We start from the raw sequence: 22,067 nt of genomic DNA, 5'->3' as shown, positions 1-22,067 counted from the left end.
TAGTGATCCTTCGCGCCCCCCTCTGTCCTGCCGGACATCTCCCCCACACGGGGGGAGATTGGCGGTTTCGGCGCTCCGCTCATTCCTGCGGCCATTGGAGATTGGCGAAAGGTCGCGTGACGTCCGATCTCCCCCCTCGTGGGGGAGATGCCTGGCAAGGCAGAGGGGGGCGCTGTCCCGCCGACGCCTAAAGGTCATACGCATACATTACAAACGCCTCCGCCTGCCCATGCTCCTCCCTGCGTTTTTCATAAAGCCCGCGCGATGGAACATTGTCCGGCTCGGTTCCAACACAGGCTTCGCCGCAACCTTTGCTCGCGGCCGAGCGCGAACATCGCGTCGAGCATTTTTCGCGCGATGCCTTGGCGCTGGTAGGCGGGTGAGACGCCGACTTCGTCGATGTAGAGTCCGTTGACCTTGTCGGGATGGCGGTGGATGATTGTGGGGCATTGGTCGACGACGCCGTCGGCCAATGCCACGATCATGAGATGACCTGATGATGAGGCGAGGTAGGCAGCAAGCCTGTCTGCCCGGACCGGCTCGTCGAACACGTCCTCGGCGATGCGCTTCACAAGGGCGTCATCGCCTGGATATAGTCTTCTGATTTCCACGCTCATTGTGTAAAATCTCCCAGGCTGGCCTACAAACTTTGACGTTTACGTAAATCCCAATGTTTCTAACCGATTGAAATCATTCACTCGAAAATAATCGATTGAATATATTTTCCACCGGGGCTACTGGATGCGGCGAAATCTCGCTGAGACCATAGCATTCCGGCCTCTTCCTCGACGCCGTCAACAGATCGCCAGGGATTTGGGCGTCGTCACAGACAAAGGGAAAATTTCCTCACATGGCACGCAACAAGATAGCGCTCATCGGCTCCGGCATGATCGGCGGCACGCTCGCTCACATGATCGGCCTCAAGGACCTCGGCGACGTGGTGCTGTTCGATATTGCCGAGGGCATCCCGCAAGGCAAGGGGCTCGATATCGCGCAGTCTTCGCCGGTCGACGGTTTTGACTCCCGGCTGACCGGCGTCAATGATTATGCCGGGATCGAGGGCGCCGATGTCTGCATCGTGACTGCCGGCGTGCCGCGCAAGCCGGGTATGAGCCGCGACGATCTGCTGGGCATCAACCTCAAGGTCATGGAACAGGTCGGCGCCGGGCTGAAGAAATATGCGCCGAAGGCTTTCGTCATCTGCATCACCAACCCGCTCGATGCCATGGTCTGGGCGCTGCAGAAGTTTTCGGGCCTGCCCAAGACCCATGTCGTCGGCATGGCCGGCGTGCTCGATAGCGCGCGCTTCCGCTATTTCCTCGCCGAGGAGTTCAAGGTCTCGGTCGAGGACGTCACCGCCTTCGTGCTGGGTGGCCATGGCGATTCCATGGTGCCGATGATCCGCTATTCCACGGTGTCGGGCATTCCGCTGCCGGACCTCATCAAGATGGGCTGGACCTCGAAGGAAAAGCTCGACCAGATCGTCCAGCGCACCCGTGACGGCGGCGCCGAGATCGTTGGCCTCTTGAAGACCGGCTCGGCCTTCTACGCGCCGGCGGCTTCCGCAATTTCGATGGCCGAATCCTATCTCAAGGACAAGAAGCGCGTGCTGCCTTGTGCTGCGCATCTCTCGGGCCAGTATGGCGTCAAGGGCACCTATGTCGGCGTTCCCGTTGTCATCGGCGCCGGCGGCGTCGAGCGCATCATCGAGATCGACCTCAACAAGGCCGAGCAGAAGATGTTCGACGCTTCGGTGGCGACAGTGCAGGGCCTGACCGAGGCTTGCGTCCAGATCGCCCCGCACCTCGCCTCGAAATAATCCCCCAAAGCAGCCGATCCGGAGACCATCCAGATGAACATCCATGAATATCAAGGCAAGGCGCTGCTGAAGTCGTTTGGTGCGCCGGTGGCCGAAGGCGTGCCGGTGTTCAAGGCAAGCGAGGCGGAAGCCGCGGCACAAGCGCTGCCCGGCCCGCTCTATGTGGTGAAGAGCCAGATCCACGCCGGTGGCCGCGGCAAGGGGAAGTTCAAGGAACTGTCGCCCGACGCAAAGGGCGGCGTGCGGCTGGCTAAGTCGGTTGCCGAAGTCGTTGCCAACGCCAATGAGATGCTCGGCCACACGCTGGTGACCAAGCAGACCGGCCCCGCCGGCAAGCAGGTCAACCGTCTTTATATCGAGGACGGCGCCGACATCGAGCGCGAGCTTTATCTGTCGATCCTGGTCGACCGCTCGGTCGGCCGCATCGCTTTCGTCGTCTCGACCGAGGGCGGCATGGACATTGAAGGCGTCGCCCACGACACACCGGACAAGATCATCACCCGCGCCATCGATCCGCTGGCCGGCGTGACGACCATCGACGTCGACATATTGGTGGAAGCGCTGGGACTAAACGGCGATGCCGCCAAGGATGCCGGCACGCTGTTCCCGATCCTCTACAAGGCCTTTGTCGAGAAGGACATGAGCCTGCTCGAGGTCAACCCGCTGATCGTGATGAAGAACGGCAGGCTGCGCGTGCTCGACGCCAAGGTGTCGTTCGACAACAATGCGCTGTTTCGCCATCCCGAGCTGATGGAACTGCGCGACACCACCGAAGAGGACGAGAAGGAGATCGAGGCGTCGAAATACGACCTCGCCTATGTCGCGCTCGACGGCAATATCGGCTGCATGGTCAATGGCGCCGGCCTTGCCATGGCGACGATGGACATCATCAAGCTCTATGGCGCGGAACCCGCCAACTTCCTCGATGTCGGCGGCGGTGCGTCCAAGGAAAAAGTGACGGCAGCGTTCAAGATCATCACCAGGGACCCGGCGGTCAAAGGCATTTTGATCAACATCTTCGGCGGCATCATGAAGTGCGACATCATTGCCGAGGGCGTCATTGCCGCGGTCAAGGAAGTCGGCCTGGAAGTGCCGCTGGTGGTGCGCCTCGAAGGCACAAACGCCGAACTCGGCAAGAAGATCATCAACGACAGCGGCCTCAACGTGGTGTCGGCGGACGATCTCGACGACGCAGCCAAGAAGATCGTGGCGGCGGTGAAGGGCTGAAGGCGAATGCCTCCGCGCAAGATAAACCTCGTCGAGGCGGCGGATCGAACGATCACCAAGGTCTTCGATCCGCATATTGCCGGCGACGTCAATGACAGCCAGGCCAAGGTCGCCAAGTTCGGCGAGACCTTCGACTGGCATGCGCACGAGCATGAGGACGAGGCTTTTCTCGTGCTGCGGGGCAAGATCGCCATCGATTTTCGCGACGGCCCGGTCGAGCTCGGCGAGGGCGATTTCATTGTCGTGCCGAAGGGCGTCGAGCACCGACCGCGGTCGCTGACCGCCGAGCCGGTGGTGCTGATGTTCGAGCCGGCGACGACGCTCAACACCGGCAACGCCAAGAGCGACCTTACCGTCTCCGATTTGAAGCGGCTCTGACCCATGAACGCGTTCTCCTCGCTCTCGGCCGATCACCAGCGCCTGCAGGCACTGGTCGGCGCTTGGCGCGGCGAGGAAGAGGTGGCGGGGGCCGATGGCGGACCGGCGGCGTCGGAAGTGCTGGCAGAGCCACAGTTCGGCGGCCTGTTCGTGGTGCAGCGCTATCGCCAGCGCCGCGACGGCACGGTCTCGTTCGGCTCGCACAGCGTGTTCGGCTTCAACCAGCCAAACAGGCTCTTCACCATGCACCAGTTCGACTCCATGGGTTTTGTGCCGGCCTCGCCGGCCACAGGAACGTGGAACGGCGATGAGCTGGTTCTGGAGCGGTCGTCGCCGCGTGGCTCAGCACGCGTGACGTATATTTTCGACAATGTCGATGCCTACCGGATGCGACTGCATTTCAAACCTGCCGGCAGCGACAGCTGGCAAGACATGGTGAGCGGCGTCTACCGGCGCGTTTCGCCTTCCTCGATCAACGGTTTTTAGAAAAGGGCTCCGATGTCCATTCTCATCGACAAGAACACCAAGGTGCTGGTTCAGGGCCTGACCGGCAAGACCGGCACGTTCCACACCGAGCAGGCCTTGGCCTATCACGGCACCAAGATGGTCGGCGGCATCCATCCCAAGAAGGGTGGCGAGACCTGGACCGGCGCCAAGGGCGAAAACCTGCCGATCTTCGCTTCCGTTGCCGAGGGCAAGGAAAAGACCGGCGCCAATGCCTCGGTGGTCTATGTGCCGCCGGCGGGCGCCGCCGAAGCCATCCTCGAAGCCATCGAAGCCGAGATCCCGCTGATCGTCTGCATCACCGAAGGCATTCCGGTGATGGACATGGTCAGGGTCAAGGCGCGGCTCGACCGCTCGACCTCGCGGCTGATCGGCCCGAACTGCCCCGGCGTGCTCACCCCCGACGAATGCAAGATCGGTATCATGCCCGGCAACATCTTCCGCAAGGGCTCGGTCGGCGTTGTTTCGCGCTCGGGAACGCTTACCTACGAGGCAGTGTTCCAGACCACCAATGTCGGCCTCGGCCAGACCACCGCCGTCGGTATCGGCGGCGACCCCGTCAAAGGCACCGAGTTCATCGACATGCTCGAAATGTTCCTCGCCGACGACGAGACCAAGTCGATCATCATGATCGGCGAGATCGGCGGTTCGGCCGAGGAAGACGCCGCGCAGTTCCTCAAGGACGAGGCCAAGCGCGGCCGCAGGAAACCGATGGCCGGCTTCATCGCCGGGCGCACCGCGCCGGCCGGTCGCACCATGGGCCATGCGGGCGCGGTCATCTCCGGCGGCAAGGGCGGCGCGGAAGACAAGATCGCGGCGATGGAATCGGCCGGCGTCAAGGTATCGCCATCGCCGGCCCGGCTGGGCACGACGCTGGTCGAGGCGATCAAGGCTAAGTGAGTAGCGAGTAGTGAATAGCGAATAGGGAAAAGAGAGTAACGGCGCGACCCGGGAAAAATCGCTACTCGCTACTCGCTACTCACTATCCGCTTTTGAAAAGGAGACGGAGCCAGGCTCCGCGGACAAAAATGGCAAGACAAGATCAGGCCAACGACCAATTTTCGCTCACCTCTTTCCTCTATGGCGGCAATGCCGACTATATCGACGCGCTGTACGCGTCCTATGAGGACGATCCGGAGTCGGTAAACCCCGAATGGCAGGACTTCTTCGCCGGGTTGAAGGACGATGCCGGCGATGTGCGCAAGAACGCCAAGGGCGCTTCCTGGGCAAAGCCGTCCTGGCCGCTGCAGGCCAATGGCGAACTGGTGTCTGCGCTGGACGGCAATTGGGGCATCGTCGAGAAGCATCTGGAAAAGAAGGTCAAGGACAAGGCGGTCACCAATGGCGTCGTGCTGTCGGATGCCGACGTGCATCAGGCGACGCGCGATTCGGTGCGCGCCATCATGATGATCCGCGCCTTCCGCATGCGCGGCCATCTGCATGCCAATCTCGACCCGCTCGGCATCGCCAAGCCGCTTGAGGACTATAACGAGCTGTCCCCGGAGAATTACGGTTTCACCGCAGCCGACTACGACCGGCCGATCTTCCTCGACAATGTGCTCGGCCTCGAATTCGGCACCATCCGGCAGATGCTGGAGATCCTGACCCGCACCTATTGCTCGACGCTCGGTGTCGAGTTCATGCACATTTCCGACCCCGAGGAGAAGGCCTGGATCCAGGCGCGCATCGAGGGTGCCGACAAGGAGATTTCCTTCACCGCTACGGGAAAAAAGGCGATCCTGCAGAAGCTGGTCGAGGCCGAAGGCTTCGAGCAGTTCATCGACGTCAAGTACAAGGGCACCAAGCGCTTCGGCCTCGATGGCAGCGAAGGGCTGATCCCGGCGCTGGAGCAGATCATCAAGCGCGGCGGCCAGCTCGGCATGAAGGAGATCGTGCTCGGCATGGCGCATCGCGGCCGGCTGAACGTGCTGTCCCAGGTGATGGCCAAACCGCATCGCGCCATCTTCCACGAATTCAAGGGCGGCTCGGCCGCTCCTGACGAGGTCGAGGGCTCGGGCGACGTCAAGTACCATCTCGGCGCCTCGTCGGACCGCGAATTCGACGGCAACAAGGTGCATCTGTCGCTGACCGCCAATCCCTCGCATCTGGAAATCGTCGATCCGGTTGTGATGGGCAAGGCGCGCGCCAAGCAGGACTATCTGTTCGGCCGCAGCCGCGAGGAGATCGTGCCGCTGGAAGAGCGCGCCAAGGTGCTGCCGCTGCTTCTGCATGGCGACGCCGCCTTTGCCGGCCAGGGCGTAATCGCGGAAATTCTCGGCCTGTCGGGCCTGCGCGGCCACCGCGTCGCCGGCACGCTGCATTTCATCATCAACAACCAGATCGGCTTCACCACCAATCCGCGTTTCTCGCGCTCGTCGCCCTATCCGTCCGACGTCGCCAAGATGATCGAGGCGCCGATCTTCCACGTCAATGGCGACGACCCGGAAGCGGTGGTGCACGCCACGAAGGTGGCGATCGAATTCCGCATGAAGTTCCACAAGCCGGTGGTGGTGGACATGTTCTGCTACCGCCGCTTCGGCCACAATGAGGGCGACGAGCCGGCTTTCACCCAGCCGATCATGTACGCCAACATCCGCAACCACAAGACGACGGTGCAGATCTATGGCGAGCGGCTGATCGCCGAGGGCCATATCAGCCAGGCCGAACTCGACAAGATGAAGGCCGACTGGCGCGCCCATCTGGAATCCGAATGGGAAGTCGGCCAGCATTACAAGCCCAACAAGGCCGACTGGCTGGACGGCGCCTGGTCAGGCCTGCGCACGGCCGACAACCAGGACGAACAGCGCCGCGGCAAGACCGCCGTGCCGGTCAAGGTGCTGAAGGACATCGGCAAGAAGCTGACCGAGGTGCCGAAGGGCTTCGAGGCGCACAAGACCATCATCCGCTTCCTCGAAAACCGCCGCCAGGCGATCGACTCCGGCGAAGGCATCGACTGGTCGACGGCCGAGGCGCTGGCCTTCGGCTCCATCCTGCTCGACGGCAATCCGATCCGGCTCTCCGGCCAGGATTCCGAACGCGGCACCTTCTCGCAGCGCCATTCCGTGCTCTACGACCAGCGCGACGAGACCCGCTACATCCCGCTCAACAATCTGTCGGCCGCACAGGCCGGCTACGAAGTCATTAACTCGATGCTGTCGGAAGAGGCGGTGCTCGGCTTCGAGTATGGCTACAGCCTGGCCGAGCCTAAGGCGCTGACGCTCTGGGAAGCGCAGTTCGGCGATTTCGCCAACGGCGCCCAGGTGGTGTTCGACCAGTTCATCTCGTCGGGCGAGCGCAAGTGGCTCAGAATGTCGGGCCTGGTCTGCCTGTTGCCGCATGGCTATGAGGGCCAGGGGCCGGAACATTCGTCGGCCCGGCTCGAGCGCTTCCTGCAGCTCTGCGCCGAAGACAATATGCAAGTCGCCAACTGCACCACGCCGGCCAACTACTTCCACATATTGCGCCGGCAGCTGAAGCGGGACTTCCGCAAGCCGCTGATCCTGATGACGCCGAAGTCGCTGCTGCGCCACAAGCGGGCGGTATCGACGCTGCCGGAGATTTCGGGCGAAAGCTCGTTCCACCGGCTTTTGTGGGACGATGCCCAGCTGCTGCAAAACCAGGTGATCAAGCTCACCAAGGATTCCAAGATCCGCCGCGTCGTGCTGTGCTCGGGCAAGGTCTATTACGACCTCTACGAGGAGCGCGAGAAGCGCGGCATCAACGACATCTATCTCTTGCGCGTCGAACAGCTCTATCCCTTCCCGGCCAAGGCCCTGATCACCGAGCTGTCGCGTTTCCGCAATGCGGAGATGGTGTGGTGCCAGGAAGAGCCCAAGAATATGGGCGCCTGGTCGTTCATCGATCCGTATCTGGAATGGGTGCTGGCTCATATCGACGCCAAGCATCAGCGGGTGCGCTACACCGGCAGGCCGGCGGCGGCGTCGCCGGCGACCGGGCTGATGTCGAAGCATCTGGCACAGCTCGCCGCCCTGCTCGAAGACGCGCTCGGCGAATAGAACAAACCCGGCGAATAGAACAGACAGAGAAGAAACGGAACAGGCACAATGGCTACCGAAATCCGCGTTCCCACTCTCGGCGAATCCGTCACCGAGGCGACCATCGGCAAGTGGTTCAAGAAGGTCGGCGATGCCATTGCCGTCGACGAGCCGCTGGTCGAGCTCGAAACCGACAAGGTGACGGTGGAGGTGCCTGCCGCCGCCGCCGGCACGCTGGGCGAGATCACCGCCAAGGAAGGCGAGACCGTTGGCGTCGGCGCGCTGCTCGGTTCGATCTCGGCTGGAGGCGCTGCCGCCGCCCCGGCGTCCAAGCAGGAGACCAAGCCGCAAGCTGTGTCGCAGGCGTCGAGCCCCGACGCGGCACATACGACCAAGCAGGCCGCGGCCGAGACCGCCAAGATTGCCGGCGATGCCGGGCCGGTCGAGCCGCGCACCATGCCGCCGGCGCCAGCTGCCGCAAAGCTGATCGCCGAGAACAATCTGTCGGTCGACCAGGTTTCTGGCTCGGGCAAGCGCGGCCAGGTGCTGAAGGGCGATGTGCTCGACGCGATTTCCAAGGGCGCGCCGTCGCAGCCGGCCGAAATTCCGAAGGCCGCACCGGCTCCGGTCGCCGTGCGTGCGCCGTCCTCGGGCGACGATGCGTCGCGCGAGGAGCGCGTGCGCATGACCAAGCTGCGCCAGACCATTGCGCGCCGGCTGAAGGAAGCGCAGTCGACCGCCGCCATGCTGACCACCTTCAACGAGGTCGACATGTCGGCGGTGATGGCGCTCAGGACCAAGTACAAGGACATCTTCGAGAAGAAGCACGGCGTGAAGCTCGGCTTCATGGGCTTCTTCACCAAAGCGGTTACGCACGCATTGAAGGAAATCCCCTCGGTCAATGCCGAGATCGACGGCACCGACATCATCTTCAAGAACTATGCCCATATCGGCGTTGCCGTCGGCACCGAAAAGGGTCTCGTCGTGCCAGTGGTGCGAAATGCCGACCAAATGTCGATTGCCGAGATCGAAAAGGACATCGGCCGGCTGGGCATTGCCGCGCGGGACGGCAAGCTGTCGGTCGCCGACATGCAGGGTGGTACGTTCACCATCTCCAATGGCGGCGTTTACGGCTCACTGATGTCGACGCCGATCCTCAATGCGCCGCAGTCCGGCATTTTGGGCATGCACAAGATCCAGGACCGGCCTGTCGTGGTCGGCGGCCAGATCGTGATCCGGCCGATGATGTACTTGGCGCTGAGCTACGATCACCGTATCGTCGACGGCAAGGAAGCCGTGACCTTCCTGGTCCGCGTCAAGGATAGCCTGGAGGATCCCGAACGGCTGGTGCTCGATCTGTGAGTGATCCGGGATGGCCGAGCCCGCCCAGCCGATCGACCTGTTCGAACTCCTGACGACTGGCCGCGCGGGTCCTCTCGAACTCGGCAAAAGCAGCCGTGAGGCGGTTCGACAACTGATCGACGCGGAGGATGTGCGGGCGGACGGTCATTATCGCCACGGGGACACGGAGTCCGCGTGGTGTATCTATGGCGCCAATTGCGAATTCTTCTTCAGCCCCGATTTTCGCTTGCGATCGATCAGCGTCGAGCCTTCCAAGACCGCCTTGGCACTCAATGGCATGATGGCGACCTGGCGCGGCGATTTCGAACTCAATCTGGGAAGACATCCAACCATTCTGGCTGGCAACGACCCGATTGCATTTCACGCGTTGCCGAAAGCGCTGAAGGTCCTGAACAAGCCTGAGTTCAATTGGACAATCGGTGGCGGCGATGAGCGCGACATCTATATCGAACTGTCGGAAGGCTCCCGCTATTTGACCCTCAAGTATGAGATCAACACCATTCCGGTGGACGGGGATGCGAAAATTGACTTTGAGATAGATTACTTTCTAGCAGCGGTCTTCCTTGTCGACCGGGATGTTCAGGGCGACGAATGACAATCCGGTCCTTCCGCATTTCGCAGCGTGTTCTGGCCCTGTCGCTAGCAGCAGCGGTGGCGACGCCGATCCCCGCCCAGGCCGCCTGCCCGCTGGCTCTCGCCGTCTATGGCGATGCCGAGAGCGATGCCGGCATCGATTTCCGGCCGACGACGGATGCGGTCACCGTCACCAACTCCTTCACGATGGTGCTCGATAAAGGTGTCGTCCTCGACGGCATCGTCATGTGGACATCGGGCGTTTCGCGGCCGCACGGATCGCTGATGTACAAATGCCCGACCGGCGACGTCACCGGTGACGAGCTTGCCGCCTGCACGGTCTGGCAGGGCGTGGTCTACAGCGCCGACGACAAGGGCAACATTGCGCTGCTGGCGGCCGAAGGCACGGACGCGCCGCAGAGCCTGATCTTCCCCGATCTGGGTCCATCGTTGCAGATGTCGTCCGCCTTTGGCTCCAACGGTTTTTCGAAACTGCCGTGGGATGTGTTTTTGCTGAAAGGTTGCCAGGAATGAGCGCGGCGAAGAAAGTTCTTCTGGTCACCGGCGGCAGCCGCGGCATTGGTGCGGCCACTTGCCGGCTTGCGGCGAAGGCCGGCTACCGCGTCGCGGTCAACTATGCCGCAAACGAGGCCGCGGCCCAGGCGCTGGTCGCCGAGATCGAGGCCGGCGGCGGTGAAGCGATAGCGGTCAAGGGCGATGTCGGCGTCGAGGCTGACATCGTCGCCATGTTCGAAGCCGTCGATAGCGCCTATGGCCGGCTCGACGCCCTGGTCAACAATGCCGGAATCGTCGACGTCAAGGCGCGCGTCGACGAGATGAGCCTGGCGCGGCTGGAGCGCATGATGCGCATCAATGTCATCGGCTCGTTCCTGTGCGCGCGCGAAGCGGTCAAACGCATGTCGAGCAAGCATGGCGGCCAGGGCGGCGCCATCGTCAACATCTCGTCGGCGGCGTCGCTACACGGCTCGGCCGGCGAATATGTCGACTATGCCGCGTCCAAGGCGGCGATCGACACGTTCACGCTCGGCCTGGCGCGCGAAGTCGCGACCGAAGGCGTGCGGGTCAATGCGATACGGCCGGGCATTATCGACACCGAGATCCATGCTTCGGGCGGCCAGCCGGACCGGGTCGAGCGGTTCCGCGACATGCTGCCAATGAAACGAGCCGGCACGGCCGATGAAGTCGCGTATGCCGTTCTCCATCTTTTGTCGGATGAAGCGTCCTACACGACGGGCGCAATCCTGAATGTAAGCGGCGGCCGCTGAGCCCCAAGCTAAGGGAAACGAACATGGCTTATGATGTCGTTATCATCGGGTCGGGACCGGGCGGCTATGTCTGCGCCATCAAGGCGGCACAGCTCGGGCTCAAGGTCGCGGTGGTCGAGAAGAACGCCACTTTCGGCGGCACCTGCCTGAACATCGGCTGCATCCCATCCAAGGCGCTGCTTTATGCCTCGGAAATGTTTGCCGAGGCCGGCCATTCCTTCGATGCGCTGGGCGTCGAGATACCGGCGCCGAAACTCAATCTGAAGAAGATGATGGCGCACAAGGACGCGACCGTTTCGGCCAACGTCAATGGCGTCGCCTTCCTGTTCAAGAAAAACAAGATCGATAGTTTCCGCGGCACCGGGAAGGTGGTTGCGGCCGGCAAGGTGTTGGTGACGGCTGAGGACGGCAAGGTCGAGGAGATCGAGACGAAAAATATCGTTATTGCCACGGGCTCCGATGTCGCCGGCATTCCCGGCGTCAAGGTCGACATGGACGAGAAGGTGATCGTATCGTCGACCGGCGCGCTATCGCTGGAGAAAGTGCCGGGACATCTGGTGGTGGTCGGCGGTGGGGTCATCGGTCTGGAGCTCGGCTCGGTCTGGGCACGGCTCGGCGCCAAGGTCACCGTGGTCGAATTCCTCGACACCATCCTGGGCGGCATGGACGGCGAGGTCTCCAAGCAGTTCCAGCGCCTGCTTTCCAAGCAGGGTTTCGAGTTCAAGCTCGGCTCCAAGGTGACAGGGGTGACCAAGGCCAAAAAGGGCGCCGCCGTTACCTTCGAGCCGGTCAAGGGTGGTGCGGCCGAGACCATCGAGGCCGACGCGGTGCTGATCTCGACCGGACGCCGGGCCTATTCCGACAGCCTCGGGTTGAAAGAAGCCGGCGTCGAGGTCGACGAGCGCGGCCGGGTCAAGACCGACGGGCATCTCAGGACCAACGTGGCCGGCATCTACGCCATTGGCGACGTCATCGCCGGGCCGATGCTGGCGCACAAGGCCGAGGATGAAGGCGTGGCGGTGGCCGAGACCATTGCCGGCCAGGCCGGCCACGTGAATTACGACGTCATTCCGAGCGTCGTCTACACCAGCCCGGAAATCGCTTCGGTCGGCAAGACAGAGGAAGAGCTGAGGAAGGCCGGCATCGACTACAAGATGGGCAAATTCCCGTTCACCGCCAACGGCCGCGCGCGCGCCATGCTGCACACAGACGGCTTCGTGAAGATCCTCGCCGACAAAGCCAGCGACCGCGTGCTCGGCGTCCACATTGTCGGCTTCGGCGCCGGCGAGATGATCCATGAGGCGGCGGTGCTGATGGAGTTCGGCGGCTCTTCCGAAGACCTCGCCCGCACCTGCCACGCGCATCCGACAATGTCGGAAGCGGTGAAGGAAGCAGCGCTGGCGACGTTCTTCAAGCCGATCCATATTTGATTCCGGCAGGAAGTTGCGACACGCCGACTGGACAGCACCACCCTCTGGCCGGCACCCACGCTCCGCCAACCTTCGAGATTATGCGTTCCCATTGGGCGCTGTTCGTGAACTGCCGATCTCCCCTCTCGAGGGGGAGATGTCCGGCAGGACAGAGGGGGCGGTGAAGAATCGCGACGCTCGCCGATAGGTGCCCCAAACAAAACGGCCCGCTTTTCAGCAGGCCGTTCTTGGCTGGAACAAGATGCCAGATCAGTTGGCCAGATTAAGGGCTCGGCGCCGGAGCAGGCGCGGGTGCCGGAGCTGGCGCAGGAGCCGGTGCGGGCGCAGGGGCTGGTGCGGGAGCCGGTTCGGCGGGCTTCATCGGCTCAGCCGGTGCAGGTGCGGGCGCCGGTGTGCTGGCTGCCGGCGGCTCTGCGGGCGCAGGATGTTCGCCGCTTCTGCCGAAAACATAGTACGCGACAATCGCAAGGATGACGACGACCAGCGCAATCAGCCAGCCGCTGCCACCACCCGACCTGGGCGCTGGATCGTTAGGGTTCGCCATAAAAGTGTCCTCCGTGGATGAAAAGCATCAATCAACACCCCTCAACGCGCAACCGTTGAACGGGTTCATACTAGGCCTTCAAATTGACGAACGCAGGAAAATTCTGATTCGCAACCGCTTGTTGGCCTGTATTTTCCCCCGCAAAATCAATCACGAACGAGGTAGAACGAGCTTAGCTGGCCTTTTCCGCCAAAAATAGGGCCAACCGCCTTCGCTTTGCGAATCAGTTGCGCACCGGACAGAGCCGGGCTTACGTGATTCGGTATTCAGACGGGCGCTGCTCAGTCGACGGCGGTGACGGTATAGCCGGCTTTGCGAAAATCCTCGACCAGGCCTTCGGGGCCGGGAAGATGCATGGCGCCGACGGCCATGAAGGCATTGCCCTTGGCCAGGATCGGTGCGGCATGGTCGGCCATGACCTTGTTGCGGCCGGTGATCATCGTCCGGTCGAATTCGGCGTAACCTGCGTCCTCTTCGTCGGGCGAGATCGAACGCAACAGCGGCCAGAAGGTGCCGGTGTCGCCGCGCTGGTAAAGCACTATCATGGTTTCGTTGATGTCGTTTATCTTGTCGCCGAGCTTCAGGGTCTCGACCAGCCCCTTGATGTGGAACGCAAGCGGCAGCGAGGCCATGGCGCGCAGCTGGCTGGCTGCGGTCTCCAACCCTTCCACCGGCTTGCCATTAGCCTTGGCGTCCTGCGCCAGCTTGACGTCGAGAACCGGTGCGCCGCCTGCCTGACGGGCGACCTCACAGACCGGCAGCGCGACCATGGCCGACAGCAGCCACGGCTTCATCTTGGAGACGCTCGCCGGCGGAATGCCGCGCGCATCGAGCCCTTTGTTCACCACCGCCGCATCCTCCGGCGACAACAGCGACGACAACGTCGTGTTGTCGGTGAACATCATCAGCTCGGGTTCCTTGAGCATGGCCTCCATCATCTTCTGCTTGTCGAGCACGTCGGTGGTCTCGATGATGATGGTGCCGGCAGCGTCATAGGCTTTCCTGGCTGCCGGCGGCAGAGTGGTCACGCGCGGGTCGGTCATGTGCATGGTGCCGAACAGGAAGGATGGCTTTTCGCCTGATTTCTCCAGCTTCCACAACAGGCCCTTGCCGTTCAGCGTCGCTGCTGCTTCCGTCTCGATCCTGGCATAGGTGGCGGGGTCTTCCTTCTGCAGGGCCGACAGCAGATCGGCGCCGGCGCAGGCCGGGGCTTCGGCATGCGCCCTGCCCATGGCAAGCAGCAGCACGATGAGGAAAGACAGGAAAAACAGGGCGTTGAGCGCGACGAGCAGCTTCAGCGACACAAGGGCGGCGCGGTCGGCGATGGCAATGGCGCGTTTCATGGTTGCGGTTCTAGAGCTGAAAAGCGGCGAAACGGTTAACCGGCGTGGGGAAATTGTCCTGGACTTATACAGTGTCACGCGCGGGGATGCGCGGATTCGTAAATCTCGAGCAGCCTTGCCGTGTCGACGCCGGTATAGACCTGCGTCGTCGACAGGCTGGCGTGGCCGAGCAGTTCCTGGATGGTGCGCAGGTCGCCGCCGCGCCCGAGCAGATGGGTGGCGAAGGAATGGCGCAACGCGTGCGGCGTCGCGGTGTCGGGCAGGTTCAGCGCCGAGCGCAGCCTGGCCATGTCGCGCTGGACGATGGCCGGGTTGAGCGGCCCGCCCCGGGCGCCGCGAAACAGCAGGCCCTTGGGATCGAGATGGTAGGGACACAGTTTTCGGTATTCGGCGATTGCCCTGAGCGCCACCGGCAGCACCGGCACCAGCCGTGTCTTGCCACCCTTGCCGGTGACGCGCAGCACGGTGTCGGCTTCCGATGCCAGGTCGGCGGCGCTGAGGCCCAGCGCTTCGGAAATGCGCAGGCCCGATCCATAAAGCAGCGTCAGCACGGCGGCGTTGCGGGCGGCGATCCAGGGCTCTTCAGCCAGCTGGCCTTCCACCGACACGACATGTTTGGCATCGCTGGCGGTCAGCGGCTTGGGCAGCGATTTCGGCTGGCGCGGCGCGCGCAACGCAGCGGCACCGGCGGCATTGGCGAGACCGCGCCGTTCGAGGAAGCGCAGCAGCGAGCGGATGCCGGCGAGGCCGCGTCCGAGCGTGCGGGCGCCGGCGCCGGCGTTGCGCCGCGCGGCAAGAAAGCCGCGCAGATCGGCCGGGCGCAGAGTGGCGATGTCGGAAAGACCAGGCGAGCCGCCGCAATGCCCTGTGAGGAAATGCAGGAACTGGCGCGTGTCGCGCTCATAGGCTTCGACGGTCGCCGGCGCCAGCCGGCGCTCGCGCGCCAGCATCTTCAGCCAGCTTTCGCGCGCTGCCTGGAGGTCGGGTTTTGCCGGGATGAGAAATTCCTGCATGCCGCCATTGTCAGGCAGCCGGGTTAGGAAGCGGTGAAGAACCTGTCATTGAAATGGCCACGGGCGATCATTGAAATGACGCCGGTAGGGCGCTAGAGCAGGGCAAAGGATATCAGCCATGTCGAAGCCCCAGAACCCCGTGCAAATGGCCGTGATCGGCGCCGCCCACGGCATCAAGGGCGAATTGCGGGTGAAGACTTTCACCGGCGAGCCGATGGCGCTGGCCGATTATGGGCCGCTCTATGCCAAGGACGGCCGCGCCTTCCAGATCATCGACATCAGGCCCGCCAACACCGTCGTGGTGGTGCGCTTCAAGGGCATTGCCGACCGCAACGCCGCCGAGGCGCTGGCCGGAACCGAGCTGTTCGTCGACCGCTCGATGCTGCCCGACGATGGCGAGGAGGACGAATTCTACCACGCCGATCTCGTCGGACTTGAAGTCCGCGACGATAAGGACGCGGTCATCGGCAAGGTGGTGGCGGTGCATAATTTCGGCGGCGGCGACATTCTCGACGTTACCCTCGGCGGGCGCAAAGGCGTGCTGATCCCGTTCACCCAGGCCGCCGTGCCTCAGGTTTCGATCGCCGAAGGTTTTCTCCGCGTCGACCCGGCAGCCGCCGGCCTTGTCGAGGATGAGGATGGCGACGCGCCGCGCGAAGAAGATTTCGACGCGAAGGGCCGACCGCGCGGGCCGCGCGAAGCCGGAGGCAACCGGTGACGTTCAAGGCGTCGGTGCTGACGCTCTATCCCGAGATGTTTCCGGGCGGGCTAGGCCTGTCGCTGGCCGGACGGGCGCTCGAAGTCGGGACATGGTCGCTGGAAGCTATCCAGATCCGCACCTTCGCCAGCGATCGCCATCACACCGTCGACGACACCCCGGCCGGCGGTGGCGCCGGCATGGTGATGCGCGCCGATGTGCTGGCCAAGGCGATCGACCACACGTCGCCGGCGGGCGATCCGCGGCCGCGTTTGCTAATGAGCCCGCGTGGAAAGCCGCTGACGCAGGCGCGCGTGCGCGAACTGGCTGGCGGGCCAGGCGCCGTCATCGTTTGCGGCCGGTTCGAGGGCGTCGACCAGCGGCTGATCGAGGCGCGTGGACTGGAAGAGGTCTCCATCGGCGATTTCATCCTGTCGGGCGGCGAGCCGGCGGCGCTTGTGCTGCTCGACGCCGTGGTGCGGCTGTTGCCCGGCGTCATGGGCAATGCGGTGTCGGGCGAGGAAGAAAGTTTCGAGAACGGCCTGCTCGAACACCCGCATTACACGCGGCCACAGGAGTTCGAGGGCAGGCCGATCCCCGACGTGCTGGTCTCCGGCAACCACAAGAAGATCGCCGCCTGGCGGCGTGCGGAGTCCGAGAAGCTGACCAGGGAGCGCCGGCCGGATTTGCTAAATGAGCTCGGCAAGAATGGCTGAGATCAGCCAGAGTTCAGCTTCGCTACGGTTCTTCGGCGATGATCTTGATCCAGCCGAACTCACGAAGCTTCTGGCTGGCCAACCGACCTATGCCGTTCGGAAAGGCGACCTGCATACCTATCCCCCAAGTCAGCCACCTCGCATCGCGCTGAAAGGGCTGTGGAGGCTGTCTTCTGAATCCGGCAAAGGCGATCAACTCGATCACCAGATTGCAAGCATCTTGAAGACGCTCACGTCGGACCTTGGCATCTGGGCCGATCTCGTCCGGAGGTTCAAGGTCGACATGTTTTGCGGCGTTTGGCTCGACGAGGAAAACCAAGGTCTGGGATTTACCCCGGGTACTCTGCAAATGCTGGGCGAACGTGGCATCAAGCTCGATCTGGACATTTACTATGGTCTGGAGCCGGATTTTCTCGCCGCTCAGCCCTTGGCAAAATAGTAGACGGCGAGAAACAGGCCGACGGCGATGACGAAGCCGCGTACTGCGTTTTGCGGCACGCGCTTGGCGATCCAGACGCCGGCATAGCCGCCGAGCGCGCCGCCGGGGATCATGACGATTGCCTGCGGCCAGGCGACGACGCCGCCGGAAACGAAGACCAGTATGGCAACGGCGGCGATGACCACGGCCAGCATGTTCTTCAGCGCGTTCAGCCGGTGATAGTCGCCGGATTGCGTCAGGCCGAGCGTCGCCAGCATCATGACGCCCATGCCGGCGCCGAAGAAGCCGCCATAGATGGCGGTGGCGAACTGCGCCAGCGAACCGGTCAGAGAGCCCACCGTGGCTTCATGCCCAGGCTTCGGCGTTGGTTTGAGCCACGGCCCGGCGGCGAACAAGGCGGTTGCCGCCAGCAGCAGCCACGGCACCAGCGCGCGGAACGACGGATTTGAGAGCGCCAGCAGGATGAGCGCACCAGCCAGCGCGCCCAAAGCCGAGATCAGGCAAAGCAGCAGCGCGCCGCGCCAGAAATGCTTGATGTCTGTCCAGTAAGCCAGCGTCGAGGTGATGTAACCGGGAAACTGCGTCACCGAGGACGTGGCGTTGGCGACGATCGGCGGCAGGCCGGCCAGCGTCATGGCGCCGAAGGTTATGAAGGTGCCGCCGCCGGCAACGGCGTTGACGGCGCCTGACAGAAAACCCGCGAGGAAGAGCAGGACTGCGTCGAAAACAGACATTGTGAGGCCGCCGGACAAGTGTGCTGCTCCCGGATTAGGAAGCTTGAAGGGCCGGCGCAACCCTGCACTGGACGATTGCGTGGTGGCATGCGACCAAAAAAGACAGGGCCAAGGCGTGACAAGTCAGTGAAATAGCTGTATGTGCCCGCCCGTACTGGCGAGAAAAATCTCCCGGACCGTCAACAATGACGGTGTAGTCGCCCCTGCCCAATGTTTCGAAGACAAGATGTCTCGGGGACAAAGGGCATAGCCGAGCGGTCAATGGAACTGCCAGGCGAGTGTCGGACGCTCTGACTGTCGGAAGAACAAGAAGTGGACTATTGAGATGGATATCATCCGTCAGCTCGAGGCCGAACAGGCCGCCAAGATCGAAGCCAAGCGCAAGCTTCCCGAGTTTCAGCCCGGCGACACCGTGCGCGTCCAGGTCCGCGTGACCGAAGGCACCCGCACCCGCGTCCAGGCCTATGAGGGCGTCGTCATCGCCCGCGCCGGCGCCGGCTTCCAGGAAAATTTCACCGTCCGCAAGATCTCCTACGGCGAAGGCGTCGAGCGCGTTTTCCCGGTCTACTCGCCGATGGTCGAAGGCGTCGAGATCGTGCGCCGCGGCAAGGTGCGCCGCGCCAAGCTCTATTACCTGCGCGACCGTCGCGGCAAGTCGGCCCGTATTTCGGAAAACACCGGCGTGCGCGCCCGCAAGCTCAACGATGAGGAACGCGACGCGCTGAACGCCGAGAAGGCCCGCATCGAAGCCGAGAAGGTTGCCGCTGCCCAGGCGCTGGCCGCCGAGACGGCCGCCAAGGAAGCTGCCGAGAAGAAGGCCGCCGACGAAGCCGCCAACGCCGCCGACGAGGCTGCAAAGGCGGCGGAAGCGACCCCGGCCGAATAAACCTGGTCCAAGGATTTTGAGAAGGCGGCTTCGGCCGCCTTTTTTCGTTTCACCAGACTGTGAACGATTGCCGGCCGAGAGTTGCGCCACGGCTGTTGACTCGAATTATCTTGTACACTAAATGATCGTATACAAAGCAAATGGAGAACTGACATGGCACTCTACACCACACAGGCTCGCGTCACCGGCGGCCGCGCCGGCCACGGCGAGACCAGCGACGGCCTGCTGAAGGTCGACCTCGCTTTGCCGAAGGAGCTCGGCGGACAGGGTGGCGCCACCAATCCCGAGCAGCTGTTCGCGGTCGGCTATGCCGCCTGCTTCGAAAGCGCCATCCGCTTCGTCGCGCGCAAGCAGAAGCTGCCGCTGGACGATGCGGCGGTGAGCGCCACCGTCAGCCTGCTTCCCAATGGTGAAGGCTTCAAACTTGGTGTCGCACTGGCCGCGGAGACCAAAGGCCTTGATCAGGCGGCGGCGGAAGCGCTTGTATCGGCAGCGCATCAGATTTGCCCCTATTCCAATGCGATCAAAGGCAATATCGAGGTGGCGCTTTCGACCGTGGCGCTTCCGGCAAAGGCAGCATGACGACGAAGACCGAAACCAGGGCCAGCGAAGTCCCGGCGGACACCGCCGGGAGGATCGCCGTTCCGCGCCTCGACCAGCAGCTCTGCTTCGCGCTCTATTCGGCGAGCGGGCTGATGACCAAGCTCTATCGGCCGCTGCTTGACCCGCTCGGCCTGACCTATCCGCAATATTTGGCGATGCTGGCGCTGTGGCAGCATGCGCCTAGCACGGTCGGCGAACTCGGCGAGGCGCTGGGGCTGGATTCGGCGACATTGACGCCTCTGCTCAAGCGGATGGAAGCGGCTGGTCTCGTCACCCGCCGTCGCGATCCGGCCGACGAGCGCCGCGTGCTGGTCGAACCGACTGCCAAGGGCCAGGCGCTGCGCGCCCGCATCAAGGACGTATCCGCAGGCCTTGCCTGCGCCATGCCGCTGGAAGTCGAGGAGCTGAAGTCGCTGCACCGGACCTTGACCGGATTTGTCGCCAAGCTGCGTGACGCTACGTCACCATCCTGATCCGTCATCTGACGGGTTCCCGTGTGTCCAGGAGGGGCCTGGTTTGCCGGCGGCGCAATCACGGAATAAATTCCGACCACGGGGCGCTCTAAAACCGCGTTGGTTGAAGGCATTGGAATCCGCTTTCACCGGACGCTGAGCACCGGACCGGCTTGCAAGCCGTCTGCGGACGGCTAAAGTCGCGCCTGGATTTCATGCGAGCCCGGCTGCAAGCGGGCTTCTCATCCTGGAGCGTGTCATGACCAAATCGAAGCTGCTGCTGGCCGCCCTCGCGGCCTGTTTCCTCGCGCCCGTCGCTGCATGGGCGGCCGATGCGCTGCCCGATCTCGGCGGCAAGAAGGTCGTGGTGGTGACGGAAAACGCCTATCCGCCGCTGCAGTTCATCGACGCCAAGACCGGCAAGCAGATCGGCTGGGAGTATGACGCGATGGACGAAATCGCCAAGCGGCTGAACTTCAAGGTGGAGTACCAGAACACCTCCTGGGACGCGATGATCCAGGCGGTTTCCGACAACCAGTACAACATTGGCATGACCGGCATCACCATCAAGGACGACCGAAAGGAGAAGGTCGATTTCTCCGACCCCTATATGCGTTCGGAGCAGTTCATGCTGGTGCGCGCCGATGAAAGCCGCTTCACCGACGCCAAGACCTTCGCCGCCTTCAAGGACGGGTTGATCGGCGCGCAGGCCGGAACGACGCCGTTCTACACCGCCGTCTACAGCGTGCTCGACGGCAATGAGCAGAACCCGCGCATCAAGCAGTTCGAGACCTTCGGCGCTTCGGTGCAGGCACTGAAATCCGGCGACGTCGATGTCGTCCTGACCGACGGCACCGCCGGCAAAGGCTATGTCGATGCCTCCGGCGGCAAGCTCAAGCTGATCGGCGGCCCGCTCGGCACCGAGGATTTTGGCTTCATCTTCCCGAAAGGCTCGGACCTGGTGAAACCGGTCAACGCGGCGATCGCGGCGCTGAAGGCCGACGGCACGATCGAGGCGCTGAACAAGAAGTGGTTTCTCGACTACAAGATGGGGCAGTGATGTCCGACTCCTTACCCTCGCCCTTGTGGGGAGGGTCGATCCGCGAAGCGGAGCGGGGTGGGGGTGCCAGCGCCGGCGCTTTGTCACGACCCCCCCCCGGCTCACCAGCTTTGCGATGCAAAGCTTGTTCGCCGACCCTCCCCACAAGGGGGAGGGTGAAGCGCCCTGATGGCCACGCCCCCCGCTTCGACTCTCAAATCCGATTTCCCCTGGTGGCTTGCCGCCGCGATCGCGCTCGCCGTCGTCGCTGCGCTCTCCATTGCCGCCAGCGATCTCTACGCCCAGGTTTTTGCCACCGTCGCCAAAGGCATCGGCATCACCATTCTTGTCACCGTGGTCGCCTTCGCGCTGGCTTCCGCCGTCGGGCTCGGCATTGCGCTGATGGGGATGTCGGGGTCGCGTTGGCTCAGGCAGATCGCTCGTTTCTATGTCGAGATCATCCGTGGCGTGCCGATCCTGGTGCTGTTGTTCTGGATCGCCTTCGCCGGCGCGCCGGCCTTCGTGGCTGCGTGGAATGCGCTGACCGCGCCGCTGCAAAACGCCGGCTATCTCGGCGAGCTTTTGGTGCGCGACGTGTCGCTGTTGTGGCGTGCAATCATGGCGCTGACCATCGGTTATTCCGCCTTCATCTCCGAGGTCTTCCGCGCCGGCATCCAGTCGGTCGAGAAAGGCCAGATCGAGGCTGCCAAGGCGCTCGGGCTGACGCGCACGCAGCGCTTCCGGCTGATCGTGTTCCCGCAGGCGATCCGCACCATCCTGCCGCCGCTCGGCAATGACTTCGTCGCCATGGTCAAGGATTCCTCGCTGGTCTCGGTGCTCGGCGTCGCCGACATCACGCAGATGGGCAAGATCTACGCCGCCGGCTCGTTCCGCTTCTTCGAGACCTATTCGATCGTCGCCTATATCTATCTCATCCTCACCGTCAGCCTGTCGCTGGCGCTGCGGGGGCTGGAGCAACGACTGCGGCGGGCGCAGCAGGAATAGAAGTCCGACGCGGGCACGGCTA

At 63.2% G+C, this 22,067-nt stretch carries 23 protein-coding genes; 19 read left to right on the top strand and 4 right to left on the bottom strand.

Features of this window, described 5'->3' with window-relative positions; genetic code table 11:
- Nucleotides 1-248: 248 nt before the first annotated feature.
- Nucleotides 249-617: a GNAT family N-acetyltransferase gene (locus NKI10_RS19050; RefSeq protein WP_245264522.1), complete on the bottom strand. Its 369-nt coding sequence runs from the start codon at nucleotides 615-617 to the stop codon at nucleotides 249-251.
- A gap of 233 nt (nucleotides 618-850) precedes the next feature.
- Between NKI10_RS19050 and mdh the strand changes: the two genes are divergently transcribed.
- The 11 genes from mdh to lpdA all read left to right on the top strand — a co-directional run bounded on the left by mdh (nucleotide 851) and on the right by lpdA (nucleotide 12,574).
- Complete coding sequence (gene mdh, locus NKI10_RS19045; protein ID WP_352852737.1) at nucleotides 851-1,819, top strand: malate dehydrogenase; 969 nt, start codon at nucleotides 851-853, stop codon at nucleotides 1,817-1,819.
- A 33-nt stretch (nucleotides 1,820-1,852) separates the two neighbouring features.
- Complete coding sequence (gene sucC / locus NKI10_RS19040; protein WP_023745421.1) at nucleotides 1,853-3,046, top strand: ADP-forming succinate--CoA ligase subunit beta; 1,194 nt, start codon at nucleotides 1,853-1,855, stop codon at nucleotides 3,044-3,046.
- Between the two features lie 6 nt (nucleotides 3,047-3,052).
- Complete coding sequence (locus tag NKI10_RS19035; protein WP_023706740.1) at nucleotides 3,053-3,424, top strand: cupin domain-containing protein; 372 nt, start codon at nucleotides 3,053-3,055, stop codon at nucleotides 3,422-3,424.
- 3 nt (nucleotides 3,425-3,427) lie between these two features.
- Nucleotides 3,428-3,910: a DUF1579 family protein gene (locus NKI10_RS19030; RefSeq protein WP_352861431.1), complete on the top strand. Its 483-nt coding sequence runs from the start codon at nucleotides 3,428-3,430 to the stop codon at nucleotides 3,908-3,910.
- Between the two features lie 12 nt (nucleotides 3,911-3,922).
- Nucleotides 3,923-4,828 (top strand): succinate--CoA ligase subunit alpha, encoded by a 906-nt coding sequence (sucD, locus tag NKI10_RS19025; protein WP_023724452.1) that lies wholly within the window; start codon nucleotides 3,923-3,925, stop codon nucleotides 4,826-4,828.
- A gap of 128 nt (nucleotides 4,829-4,956) precedes the next feature.
- Nucleotides 4,957-7,944 carry a 2-oxoglutarate dehydrogenase E1 component gene (locus tag NKI10_RS19020; RefSeq protein WP_352861429.1) on the top strand — a complete coding sequence of 996 codons (2,988 nt, stop codon included), beginning with the start codon at nucleotides 4,957-4,959 and terminating at the stop codon, nucleotides 7,942-7,944.
- A 48-nt stretch (nucleotides 7,945-7,992) separates the two neighbouring features.
- The gene (gene odhB, locus NKI10_RS19015; RefSeq protein ID WP_023742114.1) at nucleotides 7,993-9,285 is read left to right on the top strand and encodes a 2-oxoglutarate dehydrogenase complex dihydrolipoyllysine-residue succinyltransferase; all 1,293 of its coding nucleotides are present in this window, start codon (nucleotides 7,993-7,995) and stop codon (nucleotides 9,283-9,285) included.
- Between the two features lie 10 nt (nucleotides 9,286-9,295).
- Nucleotides 9,296-9,880, top strand: a complete 585-nt coding sequence (locus NKI10_RS19010) for a hypothetical protein (protein ID WP_352861427.1) — start codon at nucleotides 9,296-9,298, stop codon at nucleotides 9,878-9,880.
- Nucleotides 9,877-10,392, top strand: a complete 516-nt coding sequence (locus NKI10_RS19005; protein ID WP_352861425.1) for a hypothetical protein — start codon at nucleotides 9,877-9,879, stop codon at nucleotides 10,390-10,392. Before NKI10_RS19010 ends, NKI10_RS19005 begins: the two co-directional genes overlap by 4 nt.
- A complete protein-coding gene (locus tag NKI10_RS19000; RefSeq protein ID WP_352861423.1) occupies nucleotides 10,389-11,144 on the top strand; it encodes an SDR family oxidoreductase in 756 nt (251 codons plus the stop codon). The genes NKI10_RS19005 and NKI10_RS19000 overlap by 4 nt, the downstream gene beginning before the upstream one ends.
- A 23-nt stretch (nucleotides 11,145-11,167) precedes the next feature.
- Complete coding sequence (gene lpdA / locus NKI10_RS18995) at nucleotides 11,168-12,574, top strand: dihydrolipoyl dehydrogenase (protein ID WP_352861422.1); 1,407 nt, start codon at nucleotides 11,168-11,170, stop codon at nucleotides 12,572-12,574.
- Nucleotides 12,575-13,399: 825 nt separating this feature from the next.
- Here the strand turns inward: lpdA and NKI10_RS18990 are convergent.
- Both NKI10_RS18990 and NKI10_RS18985 read right to left on the bottom strand, forming a co-directional pair.
- The gene (locus NKI10_RS18990) at nucleotides 13,400-14,461 is read right to left on the bottom strand and encodes a TraB/GumN family protein (RefSeq protein WP_352861421.1); all 1,062 of its coding nucleotides are present in this window, start codon (nucleotides 14,459-14,461) and stop codon (nucleotides 13,400-13,402) included.
- A 74-nt stretch (nucleotides 14,462-14,535) separates the two neighbouring features.
- Nucleotides 14,536-15,474, bottom strand: a complete 939-nt coding sequence (locus tag NKI10_RS18985) for a tyrosine recombinase XerC (RefSeq protein WP_023747380.1) — start codon at nucleotides 15,472-15,474, stop codon at nucleotides 14,536-14,538.
- A 118-nt stretch (nucleotides 15,475-15,592) separates the two neighbouring features.
- Between NKI10_RS18985 and rimM the strand changes: the two genes are divergently transcribed.
- Genes rimM through NKI10_RS18970 form a run of 3 tightly spaced genes read left to right on the top strand, consistent with a single transcriptional unit; the run spans nucleotide 15,593 to nucleotide 17,326 of the window.
- Nucleotides 15,593-16,192, top strand: coding sequence for a ribosome maturation factor RimM (gene rimM / locus NKI10_RS18980; protein ID WP_023732892.1), 600 nt, complete (start codon nucleotides 15,593-15,595; stop codon nucleotides 16,190-16,192).
- Entirely contained in the window at nucleotides 16,189-16,887 is a 699-nt protein-coding gene (trmD, locus tag NKI10_RS18975) for a tRNA (guanosine(37)-N1)-methyltransferase TrmD (protein ID WP_352861418.1), read from the top strand. Before rimM ends, trmD begins: the two co-directional genes overlap by 4 nt.
- The gene (locus NKI10_RS18970) at nucleotides 16,880-17,326 is read left to right on the top strand and encodes a DUF4279 domain-containing protein (RefSeq protein ID WP_352861416.1); all 447 of its coding nucleotides are present in this window, start codon (nucleotides 16,880-16,882) and stop codon (nucleotides 17,324-17,326) included. The genes trmD and NKI10_RS18970 overlap by 8 nt, the downstream gene beginning before the upstream one ends.
- Here the strand turns inward: NKI10_RS18970 and NKI10_RS18965 are convergent.
- Nucleotides 17,308-18,060: a sulfite exporter TauE/SafE family protein gene (locus tag NKI10_RS18965; RefSeq protein ID WP_023745412.1), complete on the bottom strand. Its 753-nt coding sequence runs from the start codon at nucleotides 18,058-18,060 to the stop codon at nucleotides 17,308-17,310. The two genes, NKI10_RS18970 and NKI10_RS18965, sit on opposite strands and share 19 nt — an antisense overlap.
- A 325-nt stretch (nucleotides 18,061-18,385) precedes the next feature.
- Between NKI10_RS18965 and rplS the strand changes: the two genes are divergently transcribed.
- The 5 genes from rplS (at nucleotide 18,386) to NKI10_RS18940 (ending at nucleotide 22,045) form a co-directional block, all read left to right on the top strand.
- Nucleotides 18,386-18,946 (top strand): 50S ribosomal protein L19, encoded by a 561-nt coding sequence (gene rplS, locus NKI10_RS18960; protein WP_352861414.1) that lies wholly within the window; start codon nucleotides 18,386-18,388, stop codon nucleotides 18,944-18,946.
- Nucleotides 18,947-19,099: 153 nt separating this feature from the next.
- On the top strand, nucleotides 19,100-19,528 hold the full coding sequence (locus tag NKI10_RS18955) for an organic hydroperoxide resistance protein (RefSeq protein WP_023694503.1): 429 nt from the start codon (nucleotides 19,100-19,102) through the stop codon (nucleotides 19,526-19,528).
- Nucleotides 19,525-20,022, top strand: coding sequence for a MarR family winged helix-turn-helix transcriptional regulator (locus tag NKI10_RS18950; protein ID WP_352861412.1), 498 nt, complete (start codon nucleotides 19,525-19,527; stop codon nucleotides 20,020-20,022). The genes NKI10_RS18955 and NKI10_RS18950 overlap by 4 nt, the downstream gene beginning before the upstream one ends.
- A gap of 238 nt (nucleotides 20,023-20,260) precedes the next feature.
- Nucleotides 20,261-21,061 carry a transporter substrate-binding domain-containing protein gene (locus tag NKI10_RS18945; RefSeq protein WP_023687705.1) on the top strand — a complete coding sequence of 267 codons (801 nt, stop codon included), beginning with the start codon at nucleotides 20,261-20,263 and terminating at the stop codon, nucleotides 21,059-21,061.
- A 168-nt stretch (nucleotides 21,062-21,229) separates the two neighbouring features.
- Nucleotides 21,230-22,045, top strand: coding sequence for an amino acid ABC transporter permease (locus NKI10_RS18940; protein WP_352861410.1), 816 nt, complete (start codon nucleotides 21,230-21,232; stop codon nucleotides 22,043-22,045).
- Nucleotides 22,046-22,067: the final 22 nt, after the last annotated feature.

Origin of the sequence: Mesorhizobium sp. M0802 (genome assembly GCF_040320115.1) — a bacterium.
GTDB lineage: Bacteria > Pseudomonadota > Alphaproteobacteria > Rhizobiales > Rhizobiaceae > Mesorhizobium.
The sequence above is the reverse complement of the archived record's forward strand: the minus strand, read 5'-3'. Positions and strand labels throughout refer to the sequence as shown.